General features: G+C 62.0%; 19 protein-coding genes. 9 read left to right on the top strand and 10 right to left on the bottom strand.

What is annotated here, in order from left to right; all coding sequences use genetic code 11:
- The first annotated feature begins 22 nt into the window (after positions 1-22).
- From SM130_RS19545 to SM130_RS19535, 3 genes are all read left to right on the top strand, one after another.
- Positions 23-781 carry a substrate-binding periplasmic protein gene (locus SM130_RS19545; protein ID WP_102826328.1) on the top strand — a complete coding sequence of 253 codons (759 nt, stop codon included), beginning with the start codon at positions 23-25 and terminating at the stop codon, positions 779-781.
- A 358-nt stretch (positions 782-1,139) separates the two neighbouring features.
- Positions 1,140-1,601: a FecR domain-containing protein gene (locus SM130_RS19540; protein WP_102826327.1), complete on the top strand. Its 462-nt coding sequence runs from the start codon at positions 1,140-1,142 to the stop codon at positions 1,599-1,601.
- Positions 1,601-2,182 (top strand): OmpA family protein, encoded by a 582-nt coding sequence (locus tag SM130_RS19535; RefSeq protein ID WP_256044936.1) that lies wholly within the window; start codon positions 1,601-1,603, stop codon positions 2,180-2,182. The genes SM130_RS19540 and SM130_RS19535 overlap by 1 nt, the downstream gene beginning before the upstream one ends.
- A 44-nt stretch (positions 2,183-2,226) precedes the next feature.
- Here SM130_RS19535 and SM130_RS19530 read toward each other — a convergent pair whose 3' ends face one another.
- The 5 genes from SM130_RS19530 to SM130_RS19510 form a co-directional block, all read right to left on the bottom strand.
- Positions 2,227-2,607 carry a RidA family protein gene (locus SM130_RS19530; RefSeq protein ID WP_102826326.1) on the bottom strand — a complete coding sequence of 127 codons (381 nt, stop codon included), beginning with the start codon at positions 2,605-2,607 and terminating at the stop codon, positions 2,227-2,229.
- 111 nt (positions 2,608-2,718) lie between these two features.
- On the bottom strand, positions 2,719-4,827 hold the full coding sequence (gene spoT, locus SM130_RS19525) for a bifunctional GTP diphosphokinase/guanosine-3',5'-bis pyrophosphate 3'-pyrophosphohydrolase (RefSeq protein ID WP_102826325.1): 2,109 nt from the start codon (positions 4,825-4,827) through the stop codon (positions 2,719-2,721).
- A 60-nt stretch (positions 4,828-4,887) separates the two neighbouring features.
- Positions 4,888-5,151, bottom strand: coding sequence for a DNA-directed RNA polymerase subunit omega (rpoZ, locus tag SM130_RS19520; RefSeq protein ID WP_003283345.1), 264 nt, complete (start codon positions 5,149-5,151; stop codon positions 4,888-4,890).
- A gap of 114 nt (positions 5,152-5,265) precedes the next feature.
- A complete protein-coding gene (gmk, locus tag SM130_RS19515) occupies positions 5,266-5,886 on the bottom strand; it encodes a guanylate kinase (RefSeq protein WP_102826324.1) in 621 nt (206 codons plus the stop codon).
- Between the two features lie 69 nt (positions 5,887-5,955).
- Positions 5,956-6,819: a YicC/YloC family endoribonuclease gene (locus tag SM130_RS19510; RefSeq protein ID WP_102826323.1), complete on the bottom strand. Its 864-nt coding sequence runs from the start codon at positions 6,817-6,819 to the stop codon at positions 5,956-5,958.
- A gap of 152 nt (positions 6,820-6,971) precedes the next feature.
- On the opposite strand from SM130_RS19510, the gene rph reads away from it, so the two are divergent.
- Complete coding sequence (gene rph / locus SM130_RS19505; protein ID WP_102826322.1) at positions 6,972-7,694, top strand: ribonuclease PH; 723 nt, start codon at positions 6,972-6,974, stop codon at positions 7,692-7,694.
- A 17-nt stretch (positions 7,695-7,711) separates the two neighbouring features.
- Positions 7,712-8,080, top strand: coding sequence for a DUF4870 domain-containing protein (locus SM130_RS19500; RefSeq protein WP_102826321.1), 369 nt, complete (start codon positions 7,712-7,714; stop codon positions 8,078-8,080).
- An 18-nt stretch (positions 8,081-8,098) separates the two neighbouring features.
- On the opposite strand, the gene SM130_RS19495 is transcribed toward SM130_RS19500, so the two are convergent.
- Positions 8,099-8,878 carry an exodeoxyribonuclease III gene (locus SM130_RS19495; RefSeq protein WP_102826320.1) on the bottom strand — a complete coding sequence of 260 codons (780 nt, stop codon included), beginning with the start codon at positions 8,876-8,878 and terminating at the stop codon, positions 8,099-8,101.
- 85 nt (positions 8,879-8,963) lie between these two features.
- Between SM130_RS19495 and pyrE the strand changes: the two genes are divergently transcribed.
- The 3 genes from pyrE to SM130_RS19480 all read left to right on the top strand — a co-directional run bounded on the left by pyrE (position 8,964) and on the right by SM130_RS19480 (position 11,891).
- Entirely contained in the window at positions 8,964-9,605 is a 642-nt protein-coding gene (pyrE, locus tag SM130_RS19490; RefSeq protein ID WP_102826319.1) for an orotate phosphoribosyltransferase, read from the top strand.
- Positions 9,606-9,625: 20 nt separating this feature from the next.
- A complete protein-coding gene (locus SM130_RS19485) occupies positions 9,626-10,219 on the top strand; it encodes a DUF4124 domain-containing protein (protein ID WP_181019290.1) in 594 nt (197 codons plus the stop codon).
- 196 nt (positions 10,220-10,415) lie between these two features.
- Entirely contained in the window at positions 10,416-11,891 is a 1,476-nt protein-coding gene (locus SM130_RS19480; RefSeq protein WP_102826318.1) for a DUF3360 family protein, read from the top strand.
- A gap of 60 nt (positions 11,892-11,951) precedes the next feature.
- On the opposite strand, the gene argB is transcribed toward SM130_RS19480, so the two are convergent.
- Genes argB through coaBC form a run of 4 tightly spaced genes read right to left on the bottom strand, consistent with a single transcriptional unit; the run spans position 11,952 to position 17,157 of the window.
- Positions 11,952-12,854: an acetylglutamate kinase gene (gene argB, locus SM130_RS19475; RefSeq protein WP_102826317.1), complete on the bottom strand. Its 903-nt coding sequence runs from the start codon at positions 12,852-12,854 to the stop codon at positions 11,952-11,954.
- Between the two features lie 16 nt (positions 12,855-12,870).
- The gene (locus SM130_RS19470) at positions 12,871-15,447 is read right to left on the bottom strand and encodes a phosphomannomutase/phosphoglucomutase (RefSeq protein ID WP_102826316.1); all 2,577 of its coding nucleotides are present in this window, start codon (positions 15,445-15,447) and stop codon (positions 12,871-12,873) included.
- A 44-nt stretch (positions 15,448-15,491) separates the two neighbouring features.
- Positions 15,492-15,947, bottom strand: coding sequence for a dUTP diphosphatase (dut, locus tag SM130_RS19465; RefSeq protein ID WP_102826315.1), 456 nt, complete (start codon positions 15,945-15,947; stop codon positions 15,492-15,494).
- 1 nt (position 15,948) lies between these two features.
- On the bottom strand, positions 15,949-17,157 hold the full coding sequence (gene coaBC / locus SM130_RS19460; protein ID WP_102826314.1) for a bifunctional phosphopantothenoylcysteine decarboxylase/phosphopantothenate--cysteine ligase CoaBC: 1,209 nt from the start codon (positions 17,155-17,157) through the stop codon (positions 15,949-15,951).
- Between the two features lie 138 nt (positions 17,158-17,295).
- On the opposite strand from coaBC, the gene radC reads away from it, so the two are divergent.
- On the top strand, positions 17,296-17,970 hold the full coding sequence (radC, locus tag SM130_RS19455; RefSeq protein WP_102826313.1) for a RadC family protein: 675 nt from the start codon (positions 17,296-17,298) through the stop codon (positions 17,968-17,970).
- The last annotated feature ends 4 nt before the right edge of the window (positions 17,971-17,974 follow it).

Below are 17,974 nucleotides of genomic sequence, written 5' to 3'. Positions count from 1 at the left end.
GATCGACCACGAGATTTTCAACATGCCAACCCCGAACAAGACCCTGCGCTCAGCTTTTCTGAGCGTGCTGATCGCTCTCCTGCCGCTTGCTTCAGCTAATGCCGCCGGGGAGACGTTCAATCTGCTCACGCAGAACTTCCCGCCGTTCAGCATGGCGAACGACGGCAAGAATTTCGCCAAGGAGGAGGCGATCAGTGGCATCGATGCCGAGGTGGTGGCCGCCCTGTTCAAGCGTGCCGGTATACCCTATACGCTGACCCTGCGTTTCCCCTGGAGCCGATTGCAGCAACTGGCCGAGAACACTCCCGGTTTCGGCGTATTTTCTCTAAGCCGTACGCCTGAGCGTGAACCCAAGTACAAGTGGGTCGGCCCGCTGAGCGAAATCCAGATCGTGTTGCTCAAGCGGCCAGACAGTCCGATTCAGGTTTCCACGCTGGATGACGCCAGGCAGTACCGGATCGGCTCGAAGGATGGCAGTGTCGGCAGCCAGTACCTGATCAGTCGCGGCATCGAGGTGCACAGCTCATTGATCGATACGCCGGCCAAGCTTAAAGCCGGCCAGTTCGATCTCTGGGCGACCACAAATCCCTCCGGTGAATACGAAGCGAAGCAGGCCGGTGTCGGCCCGCTGGCGGTTGCCCTGACCCTGAGCCGAGTCGACCTCTATCTGGCGCTGCACAAGGAAACACCCGACGAGATCGTCGAGAAGCTGCAGAGCACCCTCGACCAGATGAAGCAGGAAGGCGTACTGCATCAGATTGCCCGGCGCTACGTGAACTGAGATCGCCGGCCCCGCTGGGGCGCGGAGCGGCCTCGGCGTGGCTGGCCTCCGCGCCGCTCCGACGTGATCCTCGCGCTCGTTTCACCTGGTCGCGAGCTGAAGTGCTCGAGCATGGCGCTGGCCGCGCATCCAATGGGCGACGTTGAAGTGCCGGCTGGAGGGGACGCAGGCGCTTTCTGAGCGCTAGCGCGCGGGCTGCGAATGAGCCAGCGGTTCGGTCGCAGGCAGTGGCCTGTCTGCCAGCTGGCTGCGCGACTGGAAAACGAAACGGCAGGGAATTTTTTGCCGGTTTGGAATGCCTTAGTCCATTGGAGCCGAACGGCGTCGCTCCCATTGCATTCCTGACTCGAGAGTTTCGATGATCTGTCCTCACAACTACCTAATGCGCGCCTTCTGCGCGGCAGCCGCAGTCTGGATCTCGCCTGTGTCAGCCGAAGGTCTGCCTGAGCCTGTGGGGCATGTGGCTCGCGTGGAAGGCGCGGCCTATATCAGCAGCCGTGGCTATACCAACGCCGCCAAAGTCGGCCAGGCCATTGTCCCGGGTGTGGCATTGAGTACCGGCGCCGAAGGCGTGCTGGGCGTAATTCTTGGTGATGGCAGTGTGTTGTCGTTCGGTCCGCACAGCGAGCTGACCCTCGACGACTACCGCTTTGCCCCGGCATCGGATGAGCTTCGCCTGCGCGCGACGCTCAATCGGGGCACCCTGAACCTGATTGCGGGCGACATGGCCCGACTCGATCCGCGGGCGATCGCCGTCGACACGCCGGACGGCCGGGTTGGGGTGCGCGGCGGCCAGGTGCTGATGAAGGTGAAACCGTAATGCCGTTATCGCTGATGAAAACAATGGCGCTGCTGCTAATGGCGACACTGGCTGGCTGCGCGCAGCAGTCCTACGTGATGCTGGCTGACAACGGCGACGGGCGCGGTGGCGTGATGCTCGGGGAGGAGGGTGAGCGTCGATTGGACGCGCCTGGGCAGGGCATGGCAATCGGCGGTGCTGGACAGGCCTATGCCGTGTCCGGAACTCGGCGCAAGGCTGATTTCGCTCAGGCCTTGGCGGCCCAGCCGGCGCTGCCGGAGCGGTTCACCTTTCATCTGGCAGCATCCGGTCAGCTGGACAGCGCAGCCGAACAGTTGCTCGACAGCGTTCTGCTGGCGGCCCGACGTCGTGACTACCCGGTTGTAACGGTGATTGGCCATACCGATACCCTGGGCCATCGTGCGGCCAACGAGCAGGTTGGCCTGCGCCGCGCCCAAGGCGTTGCCGAGCTGCTGCGAGCCAGAGGGCTGGAGGCCATGGAGTTACGGGTGGAGTCCCACGGCGAGCGCAATCTGCTGGTGGCGACGCCGGATGCTACTGCCGAGCCGCGCAATCGGCGGGTCGAAATTCTGGTGCGTTGAGTTCGACGACGCGGCGACTGGCGCCGCGCCGACAGACGATCCGATCAGTCGATGACCAGAATTGCGTCCATTTCAACCTGTGCGCCCTTCGGCAGCGCGGAGACACCGATGGCGGCGCGTGCCGGGTACGGCTGCTGGCAGTAACGGCTCATCACTTCGTTGACGGTGGCGAAGTTGCCGAGGTCGGTGAGGAAGATGTTGAGTTTGACGATGTCCTTCAGCGAGCCACCAGCGGCTTCGGCCACAGCCTTGAGGTTCTCGAACACCTGCACCGCCTGCGCTTCGAAACCTTCCACCAGCTCCATGCTCTTGGGGTCCAGCGGGATCTGTCCGGACATGTAAACGGTGTTGCCGGCCTTGATGGCCTGGGAGTAGGTGCCAATGGCGGCCGGGGCCTTGTCGGTGTTGATCACGGTCTTGCTCATGGAGACTCCTCTGGGAATTGGGCGACGGGCGGCCAGCATAATGGCTAGCGGAGAGAGCGGCCAGCCGTGGCAATGTGCAGGTATTGTCGGCGCAGGCAAGCAGGCGCGGGATCAGGCCTTGACGCGGGTAATCCGTGTGACGCCCTTGATCGCGCGCAGCTTCTTGATCACCCGTGCCAGATGCACGCGATCATGCACGCTGACCACCAGTTGGACCACGCTGATGCGGCCATCGCGCTCGTCCATGCCGATCTTCTCGATGTTGCCATCGGCGGCATTGACGCTGCCAGCCAGCAGGGCGATCAGGCCGCGCTGGTGCTCCAGCTCGACACGCAGTTCGACGTTGAACTCGCCGGTGACATCCTTCGACCAGGACAGCTGGATGCACTTGTCCGGATTGTGGCGAACGTCGGCGATGTTCCGACAGGTGTCGAGGTGCACGACCATGCCCTTGCCAGCTGACAGGTGCCCGACGATAGGGTCGCCGGGAATTGGTGTGCAGCACTTGGCGTAGTTGAGCACCAGCCCCTCTGTGCCACGAATCGCCAACGGCCCCTCGAGTGTCGGGGCTTCCTCGTTGTCGCGCGATATCAGGCGGCGTGCGATCACATAGGCCATGCGGTTGCCCAGGCCGATGTCTTCCAGCAGATCCTCGACGTATTCCATGTGGTACTCGGCCAGTACCTGCTGGATGCGCTCGGGGCTGATTTTTTCAAGACTGGTTTCGAAGCCGCTGAGCACCTTGCTCAGCAGGCGCTCGCCGAGGTTGATCGACTCCGAGCGGCGCTGCAGCTTGAGTGCATGACGGATGTGCGTACGCGCCTTGCCGGTGACGACGAAATTCAGCCAGGCCGGGTTCGGCCGCGCCCCCGGTGCGGTGACGATCTCCACCGTCGAACCACTTTCCAGTGGTTGCGACAGCGGCGCCAGGCGACGGTTGACGCGACAGGCGATGCAGGTGTTGCCGACATCGGTGTGTACCGCATAGGCGAAGTCGACAGCAGTCGAGCCCTTGGGCATCTCCATGATGCGGCCCTTGGGGGTGAAGACGTAGACCTCGTCGGGGAACAGGTCGATCTTCACGCTTTCGATGAATTCCAGCGAGTTACCGGCGCGCTGCTGGAGTTCCAGCACGCCTTTCACCCATTGTCGGGCGCGCGCGTGGGTGCCCTTGGGCACTTCATCCTCGGGAGACTTGTACAGCCAGTGCGCGGCGATGCCGTTGTTGGCCATCTCTTCCATCTCACGGGTGCGGATCTGGATCTCGATGGGTACGCCGTGCATGCCGAACAGGGTGGTGTGCAGCGACTGGTAGCCGTTGGCCTTGGGGATCGCGATGTAGTCTTTGAAGCGCCCGGGCAGTGGCTTGTACAGGCTGTGCACCGCGCCGAGCACGCGATAGCAGGTATCTGCCTTGTCTACCACGATGCGGAAAGCGTAGACGTCCATGATCTCGTGGAACGCCTTACGCTTGCCGCGCATTTTCTTGTAGATGCTGTACAGGTGCTTCTCGCGACCCAGCACATCGCCTTCCAGCCCTTCGCGCTCGAGGCAATGGATCAGCGACTGCTCGATCTTCTCGACGATCTCGTTGCGATTACCACGGGCGCGACGTACGGCCGCGCGGATGCGTTCGGAGCGCATCGGGTGCATGGCCTTGAAACCGAGGTCCTCGAATTCCACGCGCATGGTGTGCATGCCCAGCCGGTTGGCGATGGGGGCGTAGATCTCGAGCGTTTCCTTGGCGATGCGGCGGCGTTTTTCGCCTGCCAGCACTTCCAGGGTGCGCATGTTGTGCAGACGGTCGGCGAGCTTGACCAGGATCACGCGAATATCGCGGGCCATGGCCATGGCCATCTTCTGGAAATTCTCGGCCTGCGCTTCAGCCTTGGTTTCGAAGTTCATCTGGGTCAGCTTGCTGACCCCGTCGACCAGTTCGGCCACGGTTTCGCCGAACTGCGCGACCAGTGCGTCCTTGGGAATGCCGGTGTCTTCGATGACGTCATGCAGCATCGCGGCCATCAGGCTCTGATGATCCATGTGCATGTCGGCGAGGATGTTGGCTACCGCGAGGGGATGGGTGACGTAGGCTTCACCGCTGCGCCGGCGTTGGCCGTCATGGGCCTGCTCGGCATAGAAATAGGCACGGCGGACCAGGTTGACCTGGTCGGGGCCGAGGTAGGTCGATAGGCGATCCGCAAGCGCGTCTATGGCTGGCAAGACAATGCTCCTTGCCAGCGGGCTTCGATGTTATCGGTTCGACTTCGACCTGGCATTTATTCAGATAGCCTCGTTCGGCTCTTCCTCATACTGGGTGAAGAGCGGCTCGTCGTCGACGATCTCGTCTTGTGCGATGACGTCGTAGTCGACAAGGCCGGAAGCGATTTCACGCAGGGCGACAACGGTCGGCTTGTCATTTTCCCATGCGACCTTGGGCTCTTTGCCACCGGTGGCCAGCTGGCGCGAGCGCTTGGTAGCGAGCATGACCAGCTCGAAGCGGTTATCGACGTTGTCCAGGCAATCTTCAACGGTAACGCGGGCCATGGTGTTCCTCATCAATAGCGGTGAGCGTGCCCGAATGGGCGAGCGGACGGAGTAGTTTAAAAAATCACCAGCCTTAAGGGAAGCGATGTTTCTGTCGGCCGGGTGTCGAGCGGCTTACGCAAGCAGCTCGCCGAGCAGGCGGGCATGCCGCAGTTGCTGGGTTGTCTGTATCAGCTGGTTGGCGCGGAAGATCGACTGCAGGTCGATCAGTGCATGGGCGAAGTCGTCGTTTATCACCAGGTAGTCGTATTCAACGTAGTGGCTCATTTCGCTGACCGCTTCGCGCATACGCTTTTCGATGATCTCGTCGCTGTCCTGGCCGCGGTTGTTCAAACGCTGGCGCAGGGCTTCTTGGGTTGGCGGAAGAATGAAGATCGACTTGGCCTGCGGCATCAGTCGGCGTACCTGCTGGCCGCCCTGCCAGTCGATTTCCAGTATCAGGTCGAAGCCTTCGGCGAGGGTGTCTTCCAGCCAGCGCTGCGAGGTGCCGTACAGGTTGCCGAACACTTCGGCATGCTCGAGGAATTCGTTGCGCTCCAGCCGTGCGAGAAAGTCCTCGCGGCTGACGAAGTGGTAGTTGACCCCGTCGACCTCGCCCGGACGCATCGCCCGCGTGGTGTGGGAAACCGAAACCCGCACCTGCGGTTGTGCATCGACCAGCGCCTTGACCAGGCTGGTCTTGCCGGCCCCGGAAGGCGCGGAAACGATATAGAGCGTACCGGTGGTGGCGGACATGACGGGTTCCTGGAAAGCGCTATGAATGCTGTGGGACAAAAATAGACCAGCCGCTGCGGCAGCTAGTGGTTATTCGAGGTTCTGCACCTGCTCGCGCATCTGCTCGATCAATACCTTCAGGTTGACCGCGGCCTGGGTGCTGCGCGGGTCGAAGGCTTTCGATCCAAGGGTGTTGGCCTCGCGGTTGAGCTCCTGCATGAGGAAATCGAGGCGGCGGCCGGCCGCGCCACCGGTATTCAGTACGCGTCGCACCTCGGTCACATGGGTGTTGAGGCGATCTAGCTCTTCGGCTACATCGCTCTTCTGCGCCAACAGCACCATTTCCTGCTCGAGTCGCTGCGGGTCGAGCTCGGCCTGCATTTCGGCGCAGCGATCGAGAACCTTCTGGCGCTGGGCTACCAGCATCTGCGGCACTTGCTCACGCAGTGTGGCAACTTCTTCGAGGATGCTGTCCAGGCGCTCGCTGAGTAGCTTGGCTAGCTCCTCGCCTTCGCGACGGCGGCCTTCCTTTAGCTGCTCGAGGGCGCTGTGGAATAGCTGCAGGGCGTTCTGGTTGAGCGCCTGTGGGTCGACCGCGTCGCCGACCAGTACGCCTGGCCAGCCGAGTACCTGCAACGGGTCAATCGGCGCGGGTTGGCTGATCAGTGCGGCGACGCTCTCGGCGGCTGCAATCAATTGGCTGGCGCGCTCGCGATCGACCTGCAGCGCAGTGCGGTTGTTTTCCTCGGCAAAGCGCAGGGTGCATTCGACCTTGCCGCGTGAGACGCCTTTGCGCAAAGCATCGCGAACCGCGCCTTCGAGGTCGCGGAAGGCTTCCGGCAGACGCAGGTGCGGCTCCAGATAGCGATGATTGACCGAGCGGATTTCCCAGCTGAGGGTGCCATGGGAGCCGGCCTGCTCGCTGCGGGCGAAGGCCGTCATGCTGTGGACCATTGGGATACCTCTCGAATGCGGGCTGCGAAAGGCGGAGGATTGTAAAGGAAAAAACGGTGCGCCACTGCAGTGATGGCCGGACGGCCGCGACCCTTTTCCCTGCCAATGGGCTCTATAATGCCGCTTACTTTATTTTCTAGCAGGACGTATTCATGAAGCGACCCAGTGGCCGTGCCGCCGATCAGCTGCGCTCGATCCGCATCACCCGCAACTACACCAAGCACGCCGAGGGTTCGGTGCTGGTGGAGTTCGGCGATACCAAGGTGATTTGCACGGTCAGCATCGAGTCCGGAGTCCCGCGTTTTCTCAAAGGCCAGGGGCAGGGCTGGTTGACCGCCGAGTACGGCATGCTGCCGCGCGCCACCGGCGAGCGAAACCAGCGAGAGGCTTCGCGGGGCAAGCAGGGCGGGCGCACTCTCGAGATTCAGCGCCTGATCGGCCGTTCACTGCGTGCCGCCCTCGATATGAGCAAGCTTGGGGAGAACACGCTGTTCATCGATTGCGATGTGATCCAGGCCGACGGTGGCACACGTACCGCATCGATCACTGGCGCGATGGTCGCGGTGATCGACGCGCTCAAGGTCCTGAAGAAGCGTGGCGGTCTGAAGTCGGGCGACCCGATCAAGCAAATGATCGCCGCTGTTTCGGTTGGTATTTATCAGGGCGAGCCGGTGCTCGATCTGGATTACCTGGAAGACTCTGCCGCCGAAACCGATCTGAACGTGGTAATGACGGACGCGGGTGGCTTCATTGAGGTGCAGGGCACCGCCGAAGGCGCACCCTTCCAGCCTGCGGAGCTCAACGCCATGCTGGCTCTGGCCCAGGATGGTGTGCGCCAGTTGTTCGAGCTGCAGCGTGCGGCGCTGGCTGACTGAGCGAGAGGTAAAGCGAAATGACCGATCAGGATCTCGTGCCGCTGCCTAGTCGCGAAGCGCGCCAGTGGGCAATGTTCTGCCACTATTCGTCGTTCTTCTGGTTTCTGGCGCCGATGATCGGCAACGTGATTGGTCCGCTGATCGTCTGGCAGCTGAAGAAGGACATGGATCCCTTCGTCGATCAGCAGGGCAAGGAGGCGCTGAATTTCCAGCTCACCTTCAGTATCGTGATGATGATCTGCGGCGTACTCGCCTGGATCCTCATTGGCTTTCCGCTGATGGTGCTGGTGAGCGTCGTGGCGTTGGTGCTGGTAGTCATCGCTGGCATTCGTGCCAACGAGGGCAAGCCCTACCGCTATCCGTTCTGCTGGCGGATCGTCAAATAGGGCGAGCTGCCAGCCTTCTTAGAGGCTCAGGGTCCAGTCATAGTCCACGATCAGCGGCGCATGCTGGGAGAAGCGCGGCTGGCGTGGCAGGCGCGCAGTGCGCACGAAGCGGCGCAGGCCGGATGTGAGGATCTGGTAGTCGAAGCGCCAGCCCAGGTTGAGCATCTCGGCTTGCTCGGTATCCGGCCACCAGCTGAACAGGTCGCCTTCGCGGTTTACCTCGCGCAGGGCATCGATGTAGCCCATGTTGCCGAATATCTCGTCCAGCCAGGCACGCTCCGGTGCCAGGAAGCCCGGGTCCTGCTGGCAGTCACGCCAGTTCTTCACATCCAGCTTCTGGTGCGCCACGTACAACGAGCCGCAGTAAATGTACTCGCGGCGCTTGCGGCGCTGCTTGTCCAGATAATGGGCGAAGTCGTCCATGAACTTGAGCTTGTGATTCAGATTGGTGTCGCTGCCATGGCCTGAAGGCACTAGCAGGCTGGCAATGCTGACCTTGTCGAAGTCCGCCTGCAGGTAGCGCCCGTAACGGTCAGCGGTTTCGAAGCCCAGCCCGGTAATGACTGCTTTCGGCTGCAGCCGGGAGTACAGCGCCACGCCTCCCTGCTCCGGAATTTCGGCATCGCAGGCATAGAGAAAATAACCGTCCAGCTGATAGGCCGGATCGTCGAGTTCCAAGGCAGAGGCGCGGGTATCCTGCAGGCAGATGACATCGGCATTCTGCGCTTGCAGCCAGCTGAGCAATCCCCGCTGTGCCGCCGCTTGAATGCCATTCACGTTGACACTGATGATCCGCATAAATGGCCCCTAAAAACACGTGCGTGTATGATAACCCAAGCTCTTCGCAATTAGCTAAAACAGTGGTTTTCCGGGAAATTTCTTCATGCAGGCGTACCAGCGCGAGTTCATCCGCTTCGCCATCGAGCGCGGCGTTCTGCGTTTCGGTGAGTTCACTCTCAAATCGGGCCGCACCAGCCCTTATTTCTTCAATGCCGGCCTGTTCAACAGTGGCAGCGCGTTGGCCCAGCTCGGACGTTTCTACGCTTCGGCAGTGATGCAGAGCGGCCTGGATTTCGATGTGATTTTTGGCCCGGCCTACAAGGGCATCCCGTTGGGCGCTGCCACGGCCATTGCGCTTGCCGAGCAGCATCAGCGCGACCTGCCGTGGTGCTTCAATCGCAAGGAAGCCAAGGATCACGGAGAGGGCGGCACGCTGGTTGGTGCGCCGCTGTCCGGTCGTGTGCTGATCGTTGATGACGTGATCACCGCTGGCACCGCCATCCGTGAGGTCATGCAGATCATCCGGGCGCAGAATGCCGAGGCGGCAGGTGTGCTCATCGCGCTAAATCGACAGGAAAGGGGCCAGGGCGAGCTTTCTGCGATTCAAGAAGTTGAACGTGATTATCGAATGCCGGTAATCAGTATTGTGTCCCTGGAGCAAGTGCTGGAATATCTCGCGGATGACGCTCAATTGAAACAGCACCTGCCCGCGGTACAGGCTTATCGCGAGCAGTACGGAATCTGACCCAGGGTAGGTAATGCGCAATGCGTAAATCGGTGGCCGCTCGCACGCTGCTCTTGCTCGGCGTCATATGTCCGGTACTGGCCTCGGCTGCCGAGTTGTATCGCTATGTCGACGACCGTGGCGTGGTCGTGCTCGATCGCCATGGTGTACCGCCGCAACATATATCCCGTGGTTACCAGGTGCTCAATGAGCAGGGGCGTGTGGTACGCGAGATACCGCCTGCGCCGACCGCTGAGGAGTTTGCCCGGATGCAGGCACAGAAGGCGCGCGATGCGTCAGATGCGCAACTGCTGAGGCTGTACGCCAGCGTTGAGGATGTCGAGCGCGCCGAAGCCCGCAAGCTGGCCGAGTTGAAGAGCTTGATCGGCTTGACTCAGGGCAATCTTCAGTCGATCCGTAACCAGCACGCGAACTTGCGCAAGCAGGCAGCCAACCATGAGCGGGCCGGGCGGAAGGTTCCGAGCAACTTGCTGGCGCAGATCGAAAACCTCGAAAAGGAAGAGCAGAGCTTGCTGCGCGATCTCAAGCGCTTCGAAAGCACGCGCGCAGATGCTGAAGTCAGTTTCGCCAATGACCGTCAGCGGATCGCCGAATTGCTCGGGCGGTCGCGCTGACGGCACAGGCAGCCTTAGGGCTGCCTTTCTTTGCATCACCTCGCCATTGATTGCGGCCAATCGCCATCGCTCTGCGCTAATGCATAGCTTGCTTGCTATCACATCGACCGCTCTATCTCAATAGTTTCAAGGTAGGGATGAGTTCAGCTGGGTCAGTCTGTACCGTTGCGCAAATTTTTCGGTATGGCTGACTAGCATGAATGATAGGGACCTACGCAGTTATCAGGAGCTTCACAGGCCGAAGGGAAATTTCGCGACTCGCTCTGAATACCTGGAACACGAACTGGAGATCATGGCGCCGACACGCTGGGGTATAAACCTGCCGTTTCGCGACTATCGCTTCGAGTACGAGGACTGGGTGCCGGCCATGGCGGCGACCATTGGCAAGATCGTCATGGTGGCGGCGATAGTTGCCGCGTTCGCAGGCCCGATGGGGCTGTCCAATGAGTTCGTGATCGAGAACGCGCGTTACGAGATGCTGATTGCCGCAGTGCTGTTCGTGGTGCTGTTTTCCGGCTTTCTCAATCCCACGGCCAACCTGGCCGGAACCCACGGCCCGCTGATTCCGTTGATCCCTCTGATCGTTGCGTCGGGCGGGCACCCTATGGCGCTGGGCATCATGGTCGGCGTGCTCGGCTTCACGCTGGGGGTATTCAAGGGCGGTAGTCTACTGGCGCGGCTGACCAGTGACGGCGTGTGCGGCGGCTTGCTGCTCTATCTGGGTTTCATTGGCATCACGTCGCAGATCAAGAAGCTGTTCGGTTGGGCCGAGAGCTTCGATATGGGCTACATCGCTTTCGTCGTGGTATTCGCCACCATCGTCATGTACGCCTACCTTGAGCATATCCGCATGCGCTGGCTGGCAATCCCGCTGGGTTCAGCTTTGGCGGCAGTGATTGCCTTCGCGTTGGGTGCTCCGTTCGAATTCACTACCGAGCCGGGCATACCCAACCTGAATCCGATGTATTGGTGGGGCGAGACCACTGGCTGGCAGATCGGCTTGCCTGACCTGCATCACTTCATCGCCGTCGCCCCCTTTGCCGTTCTGGCGGTGGCGATGTGGTCGCCTGACTTCCTCGGCCATCGGGTGTTCCAGCAGCTCAATTACCCGCCTAAGGCGAAGAAAGTGCTGATGAACATCGACGACACCATGTGTGTGGCCGCCGCACGGCAGATCGTCGGTACGTCTCTGGGTGGAGGCAATCTGGCTTCGTCCTGGGGCACCTTCATGGTGCCGGCCGCTATCGCCAAGCGCCCGATACCTGCGGGTGCGGTGCTCACCGGCCTGCTCTGCGTGGTCGCAGCGCTGTGGGGTTACCCAATGGATCTGGCGATCTGGCCGCCCGTGCTGAGTGTGGCGCTGATGGTCGGGGTGTTCCTGCCACTGCTGGAAGCCGGCATGCAGATGACCCGCGAAGGCAAGACCTCGCAGTCGGCCGCCATCGTGATCTTCTCCTCGGCGCTGGTTAATCCGGTGTTCGGCTGGTCGCTGACAGTGTTGCTCGACAACCTTGGGCTAATTGGTGACAAGGAACGCGGGCAATCGTTGAGCCACCTGCATCGCTGGGTAATCCCGACGATCGTATTCATCGTGCTCTGCGCGGTGATGCTGGGTATCGGTATGTTTCCCGGTATCCCGGCGATGCTGGAGTCGTTCCGCATCGATCTCTGATTGGCTGACGTCAGCATGAAAAAGGGGAGCCTAGGCTCCCCTTTTTCGTCTGCGTCGAGATCAACCCTGACTGTTGGTGATCAGTGTGCCGACCCCGACGTCAGTGAAAATCTCCAGCAGCACCGCGTTTGGCACGCGACCGTCGATGATGTGCGCGCTGTTGACGCCGCCCTGAACCGCTTCAAGAGCGCAGCGGATCTTCGGCAGCATGCCGCCGTAGATGGTGCCGTCGGCGATCAGTGCATCGACCTGTGCGGTAGACAGGCCGGTCAGCACGCTACCCTGCTTATCCATCAGGCCGGCAATGTTGGTCAGCAGCATCAGCTTTTCGGCTTTCAGCGCCTCGGCCACCTTGCCGGCGACCAGATCGGCGTTGATGTTGTAGGACTCGCCTTTCTCGCCGACGCCAATCGGTGCGATTACCGGGATGAAGTTGCCTTTGACCAACATCTCCAGCAGCTCCGCGTTTACCCCGGTGACTTCGCCGACATGGCCGATGTCGATGATTTCCGGTTTGGTCATCTCCGGCGTCTGACGGGTTGCCTTGAGCTTTTTCGCGCGGATCAGACCGGCGTCTTTGCCGGTCAGGCCGATGGCGCTGCCGCCATGCTGGTTGATCAGGCTGACGATGCTCTTGTTGACCTGGCCGCCGAGGACCATCTCCACCACGTCCATGGTCTGGCTGTCGGTGACACGCATGCCGTCGATGAAGTGGCTTTCGATGTTCAGGCGCTTGAGCAGATCACCGATCTGCGGACCGCCGCCGTGCACCACCACCGGGTTGATGCCCACTGCCTTCATCAGCACGATATCGCGCGCGAAGCCGGTCTTCAGCTCCTCGCTCTCCATCGCGTTGCCGCCGTACTTGATGACCAGCGTCTTGCCGACGAATCGGCGGATATAGGGCAACGCCTCGGACAGTACCTTGGCGAATTGGGTGGCAGCTTCACGGCTGAGGGTCATGCAGGGCTCCGCAGGATCAGAACGGCAGTTTGAGGTCGGGTGCAACGCTGAGCAGCTGTCCGCGGAAGACGTCCTGGATGCGGCTGAGCTCTTCCTCGCTGTCGGCTTCGAAGCGCAGCACCAGTACCGGCGTTGTGTTCGAAGCGCGAATCAGGCCCCAGCCTTTGGGATAGTCAACACGCACACCGTCGAGGGTGATCAGGTTTGCTTCGCCCCACTGAGCGTCGCGTTGCAGGGCGTCCATGATGGTGAATTTGCTTTCCTCTGTCACCGTGATGTTGATTTCCGGTGTCGAGATATCGCAGGGGAACGCAGCGAACACCTGCTCGGCGTCGCGCTTGTCCTGGCTGAGGATCTCCAGCAGGCGCGCGGCGCTGTAGATGCCGTCGTCGAAGCCGAACCAGCGTTCCTTGAAGAAGATGTGGCCGCTCATTTCGCCAGCCAGCAGTGCGCCAGATTCCTTCATTTTCTTCTTGATCAGCGAATGGCCGGTCTTCCACATCACCGGGCGACCACCGTAGCCGCTGATCAATGGGGTCAGGCGGCGCGTGCATTTGACGTCGAAGATGATGTCGGCGCCGGGATTGCGCGAGACGACATCCTTGGCAAAAAGCATCAGCAGGCGGTCTGCATAGATCATGGTGCCGGTATTGGTTACGACGCCGACGCGGTCGCCATCGCCATCGAACGCCAGGCCGAGATCGGCTTTCTCCGACTTCACCTTGGCGATCAGGTCGACTAGATTCTCTGGCTTGCCCGGATCTGGATGGTGGTTGGGGAAGTTGCCATCGACATCGCAGTACAGTGGGATCACGGTGCAGCCCAGTGCTTCGATCATGCGCGGGGCGATGACGCCGGCGACGCCGTTGCCGCAGTCGACCACCACCTTCATCGGCTTGGCCATGGCGATGTCGGTGCGAATCTGCTCGAAATAGCGCTCCAGAACGTCGACCTGCTCGACTTTGCCGACGCCGCTGGACAGGTCATTGGTCTCGATACGAGTGCGCAGGGTCTGGATCTGTTCGTTGGCCAGCGTGTCTCCGGCGATGACGATCTTGAAGCCGTTGTAATCGGGTGGGTTGTGGCTACCGGTAAGCATCACTCCGGACTTGCCGGCAAGAATGTTCGCTGCGTAATAGAGCACCGGAGTCGGCACCATGCCGATATCGCTGACATCGCAGCCACTGTCGAGCAGGCCTTGGATGAGGTGCTCGACCAGTTCGGGACCGGACAGGCGTCCATCACGGCCAACCGACACATTGGATTCACCTTTGGCGAGGCTCTCTGACCCGATGGCGCGGCCGACCCAATAGGCGGTTTCGGTGGTCAGGCTATCGCCGACAACGCCGCGGATGTCGTAGGCGCGGAAAATACTGGCGGGTAGATTCGGGGCTTTGGCGCTGCTCATTGCGGTTTCTCGCTCCTTGGTATCGAGGCCGAAAATGTCCTGGTCCTCGTCGAGAATATCGATGTCGAGAATATCGGTCTCCGGCAAGCGCGGATCGACGTACTCGGTAGGTTTGGCAGGCCGAACGGCTGGTGCCGCGGCGGGTGCCTGAGTCGGAGCCGGTCCAGCGGGGCGGACGGGCAGTCGGACCATGTTCCTGGCCAGTGCGTCGAGGACCGGCAGGCTCAGGGCCGGTACTTGGATGGTCTTGCCGGTGGAGAGTTCCTGCAGCAGGCTGCTGATCTGCATCACGTCTTGGCGCAGCCTGCGCTGCTGGCCGCCAAGTACCAATTGCAGGCCGATCAACATGCCGGCAAGGGCCAGCAGCGCAGCGCCTATGAGGAACATTGGCGCGAGTGCGGCCTGTTCCGCTTCGCTGCCGGGGGTGTAAACCAGCTTCCAGTTGGCGTTGCCGCTGACCAGGGGCGTCGCAGTAGCCGTGTCGCCTGGCGTGCCGCGTTGCAGCAGCAGTTGCTGTTCCGGGGTGCCGGGAAACTGCTGAGTCAGGCGTAGCTGTCCGGCCTCGGCGGGCAGTGTCGGAAGCGCTGCGAGTATGCGCTCAAGGTCGCTGACCAGCAGCAGCGTGCCGCGTATGGCCTGCTGCCCCTCTGCGCGCAGCGGCATGGCGCTGTATAGCAACCAGCGATTATCGACCTTGTAGGCTTCCGGTGCCGGTGATTGGCCGGCTTCGACGCGCTGCAGCAGATCGAGCGCGGCAAAATTCAACGGGCCTGGACGGTTGGTGTCCGGCACGGCCCTGCCGCGAATGTTGAGGTGCGCATCGACGACACCCGGTAGCTGCAGCAAACGCTCTTCGGCTTCGCGTTTGCGCTCGACGTCTCCGCGTAGCGCATCAGCCAACTGTTGCCGGTCCGCCATGGCCTGGGCGTCGGCACGCAGTTGCCTTAGTGCCTGCTGCAATGCGCCGGCCTGGCTCTGGCCCCAGGCCTGGGTGAGCTGCGTCTGTTGCTGCTGTTGCGCGTTCTGCAGGCCCAGCCAGAGTAGCGCGGCGGCGGCACCAAGCCCGATGAGGCCGCTTGCGAGGCCGCCCAATAACGGTTTGACGGTAAAGCCGGAGGGCTTTCTGCGGGTGCTGGCGGGGTTCAGTAAGCCTGAATCCTTGGCAGTGCGCTTGAAGAGTGCCATGAAGCTCCTCGAATCATCCTGAAAGTTGGGCGGGGCAAGGCGGCTTAGTGGCTGCCGGAGTGTCCGAAGCCACCGGCGCCGCGATCGCTGCTGTCGAAGCTGTCGACCAGTTCGAAGCGAGCCTGCACCACCGGCACCAGCATCAACTGCGCGATGCGTTCCCCGATGGCGATGGTGAAGGCGCTCTGGCCGCGGTTCCAGCAGGACACCATCAGCTCGCCCTGGTAGTCCGAGTCGATCAATCCGACCAGGTTGCCGAGCACGATGCCGTGCTTATGGCCCAGGCCCGAGCGCGGCAGGATCAGCGCCGCAAGCCCCGGGTCGCCGATATGGATAGCCAGCCCGGTCGGAATCAGCAGGGTCTGGCCAGGTTCGAGGACGGTGTCGTTCTGCAGCATCGCGCGCAGATCGAGGCCGGCCGAGCCCGGTGTGGTGTATTCGGGAAGCGGGAAGTCCTTGCCGAGGCGAGGGTCGAGGATCTTGGCTTGAAGTGCGTGCATGTCAGGACTCTTTGTAGCGGTCGGCAATAAAGGCCACCAGCGCGCGGGCAATGTGTCCCTTGCTGGCCTGGCCGAAGCGGGTTTCGTGTTGCTGGCGGTCGATCACGCTGACGGCGTTGTCTTCGCTGTTGAAGCCGATGCTGGGGTTGGCGACGTCATTGGCGACGATCAGGTCGAGATTCTTATCGCGTAGCTTGCGCGTGGCGTATTCCAGCAGATTCTCGGTCTCGGCGGCGAAACCGACGCAGAACGGGCGATCCGGGCGGCTCGCCAGGGTGGCGAGGATGTCCGGATTGCGGACCATCTGCAGCAGCAGGCCGTCACCGGTACTGGGGTCTTTCTTTAGCTTGTGTGGTGCCACCACTTCCGGGCGGTAGTCGGCAACGGCGGCCGCGGCGATGAGGATGTCGCAGGGCATCGCAGCCTCGCACGCGGCGAGCATGTCACGGGCGCTGACCACATCGATGCGCTGCACGCGGTCAGGCGTCGGCAGGAATACCGGGCCGGTGACCAGCGTCACCCTGGCGCCGGCCTCGGCGGCCGCCTCGGCCAGGGCGAAGCCCATCTTGCCCGAGCTGTGATTGGTGATGTAGCGCACCGGATCGATGTTTTCCTGAGTCGGCCCGGCGGTAATCAGCAGGTGCTTGCCGGTCAGCATGCCGGTAGCGAAGCAGTCCGCAGCGGCCTGGGCCAGTTCCTCGGCTTCGAGCATGCGGCCCATGCCGACATCGCCACAGGCCTGGCTGCCGGAACCGGGGCCGAACAGGCGGATACCACGTTCGAGCAGCAGGGCGCGGTTGGCCTGGGTGGCGGGGTCGGCCCACATCGCCTGGTTCATCGCCGGCGCCAGTGCGACGGGGGCGTTGGTCGCCAGCACCACGGTGGTCAGCAGGTCATTGGCGATGCCCTGGGCGAGACGGGCCATGAGATCGGCGGTGGCCGGAGCGATCAATACCAGGTCGGCCCAGCGCGCCAGTTCGATGTGCCCCATCGCCGCTTCGGCGGCGGGGTCGAGCAGATCCAGATGGACCGGGTGGCCGGATAGCGCCTGCAGAGTGAGGGGGGTTATGAACTCACGCCCGCCCTGGGTCATCACCACCCGGACTTCGGCGCCGTGGTCGCGCAATCGGCGGACCAGTTCAGCGCTCTTGTAGGCGGCGATGCCGCCGCCGACGCCCAGGACGATGCGTTTACGATACAGCCGCTGCATAGGCCTGCCTTGTTGACTTTGTAGGACTGTCCGGAGTGAGAACCAGGTCAGAAAACGCCCGATACCCCGGAAAAATGACGGGCTAAGATAGCACAGCGCCCACAGCGGAAAAGTGGGCTTGCTCTACAGGGAGAGGACATGAGCATACGTGACTGGCCAGCGGCGGAGCGGCCGCGGGAAAAGCTACTCGAACAGGGCGCAGCCGCGCTTTCCGACGCTGAATTGCTGGCGATATTCCTGCGCACCGGCGTCGCCGGAAAAAGCGCAGTGGACCTCGCCCGGCAACTGCTCGCCGAGTTCGGCAGCCTGCGGGCGCTGCTTGAGGCAGAACTCGATCAATTCAGCGCGCACCTGGGGCTGGGACCGGCGAAATTCGCCCAGTTGCAGGCGGTACTGGAAATGGCGCGCAGGCATCTGGCCGAGCGGCTGCGGCGAGACTCGGCGCTGGAGTCGCCGCAAGCGGTGCGCGACTACCTCAAGGCCCGGCTGCGCCATGAGCCGCACGAGCTGTTCGGCTGTTTGTTTCTCGATTCCAAACACCGCGTGCTGGCCTTTGAGGTGCTGTTCCACGGCACCATTGACGGCGCCAGCGTGTATCCGCGGCAGGTGGTCAAGCGTGCGCTGGCGCAGAACGCGGCAGCGGTCATCCTGACCCACAATCACCCATCCGGTGTGGCTGAACCCAGTCAGGCGGATCGTCAGCTGACTCAGCGCTTGACGGAGGCGCTGGCGCTGATCGACGTGCGGGTGCTTGACCACTTCATTGTTGGTGATGGCGAGCCGCTGTCGATGGCCGAATACGGCTGGATGTGATCGC

This window comes from Stutzerimonas stutzeri, from assembly GCF_038561965.1.
In the GTDB taxonomy this organism is placed as follows: domain Bacteria; phylum Pseudomonadota; class Gammaproteobacteria; order Pseudomonadales; family Pseudomonadaceae; genus Stutzerimonas; species Stutzerimonas stutzeri_AA.
The sequence above is the reverse complement of the archived record's forward strand: the minus strand, read 5'-3'. Positions and strand labels throughout refer to the sequence as shown.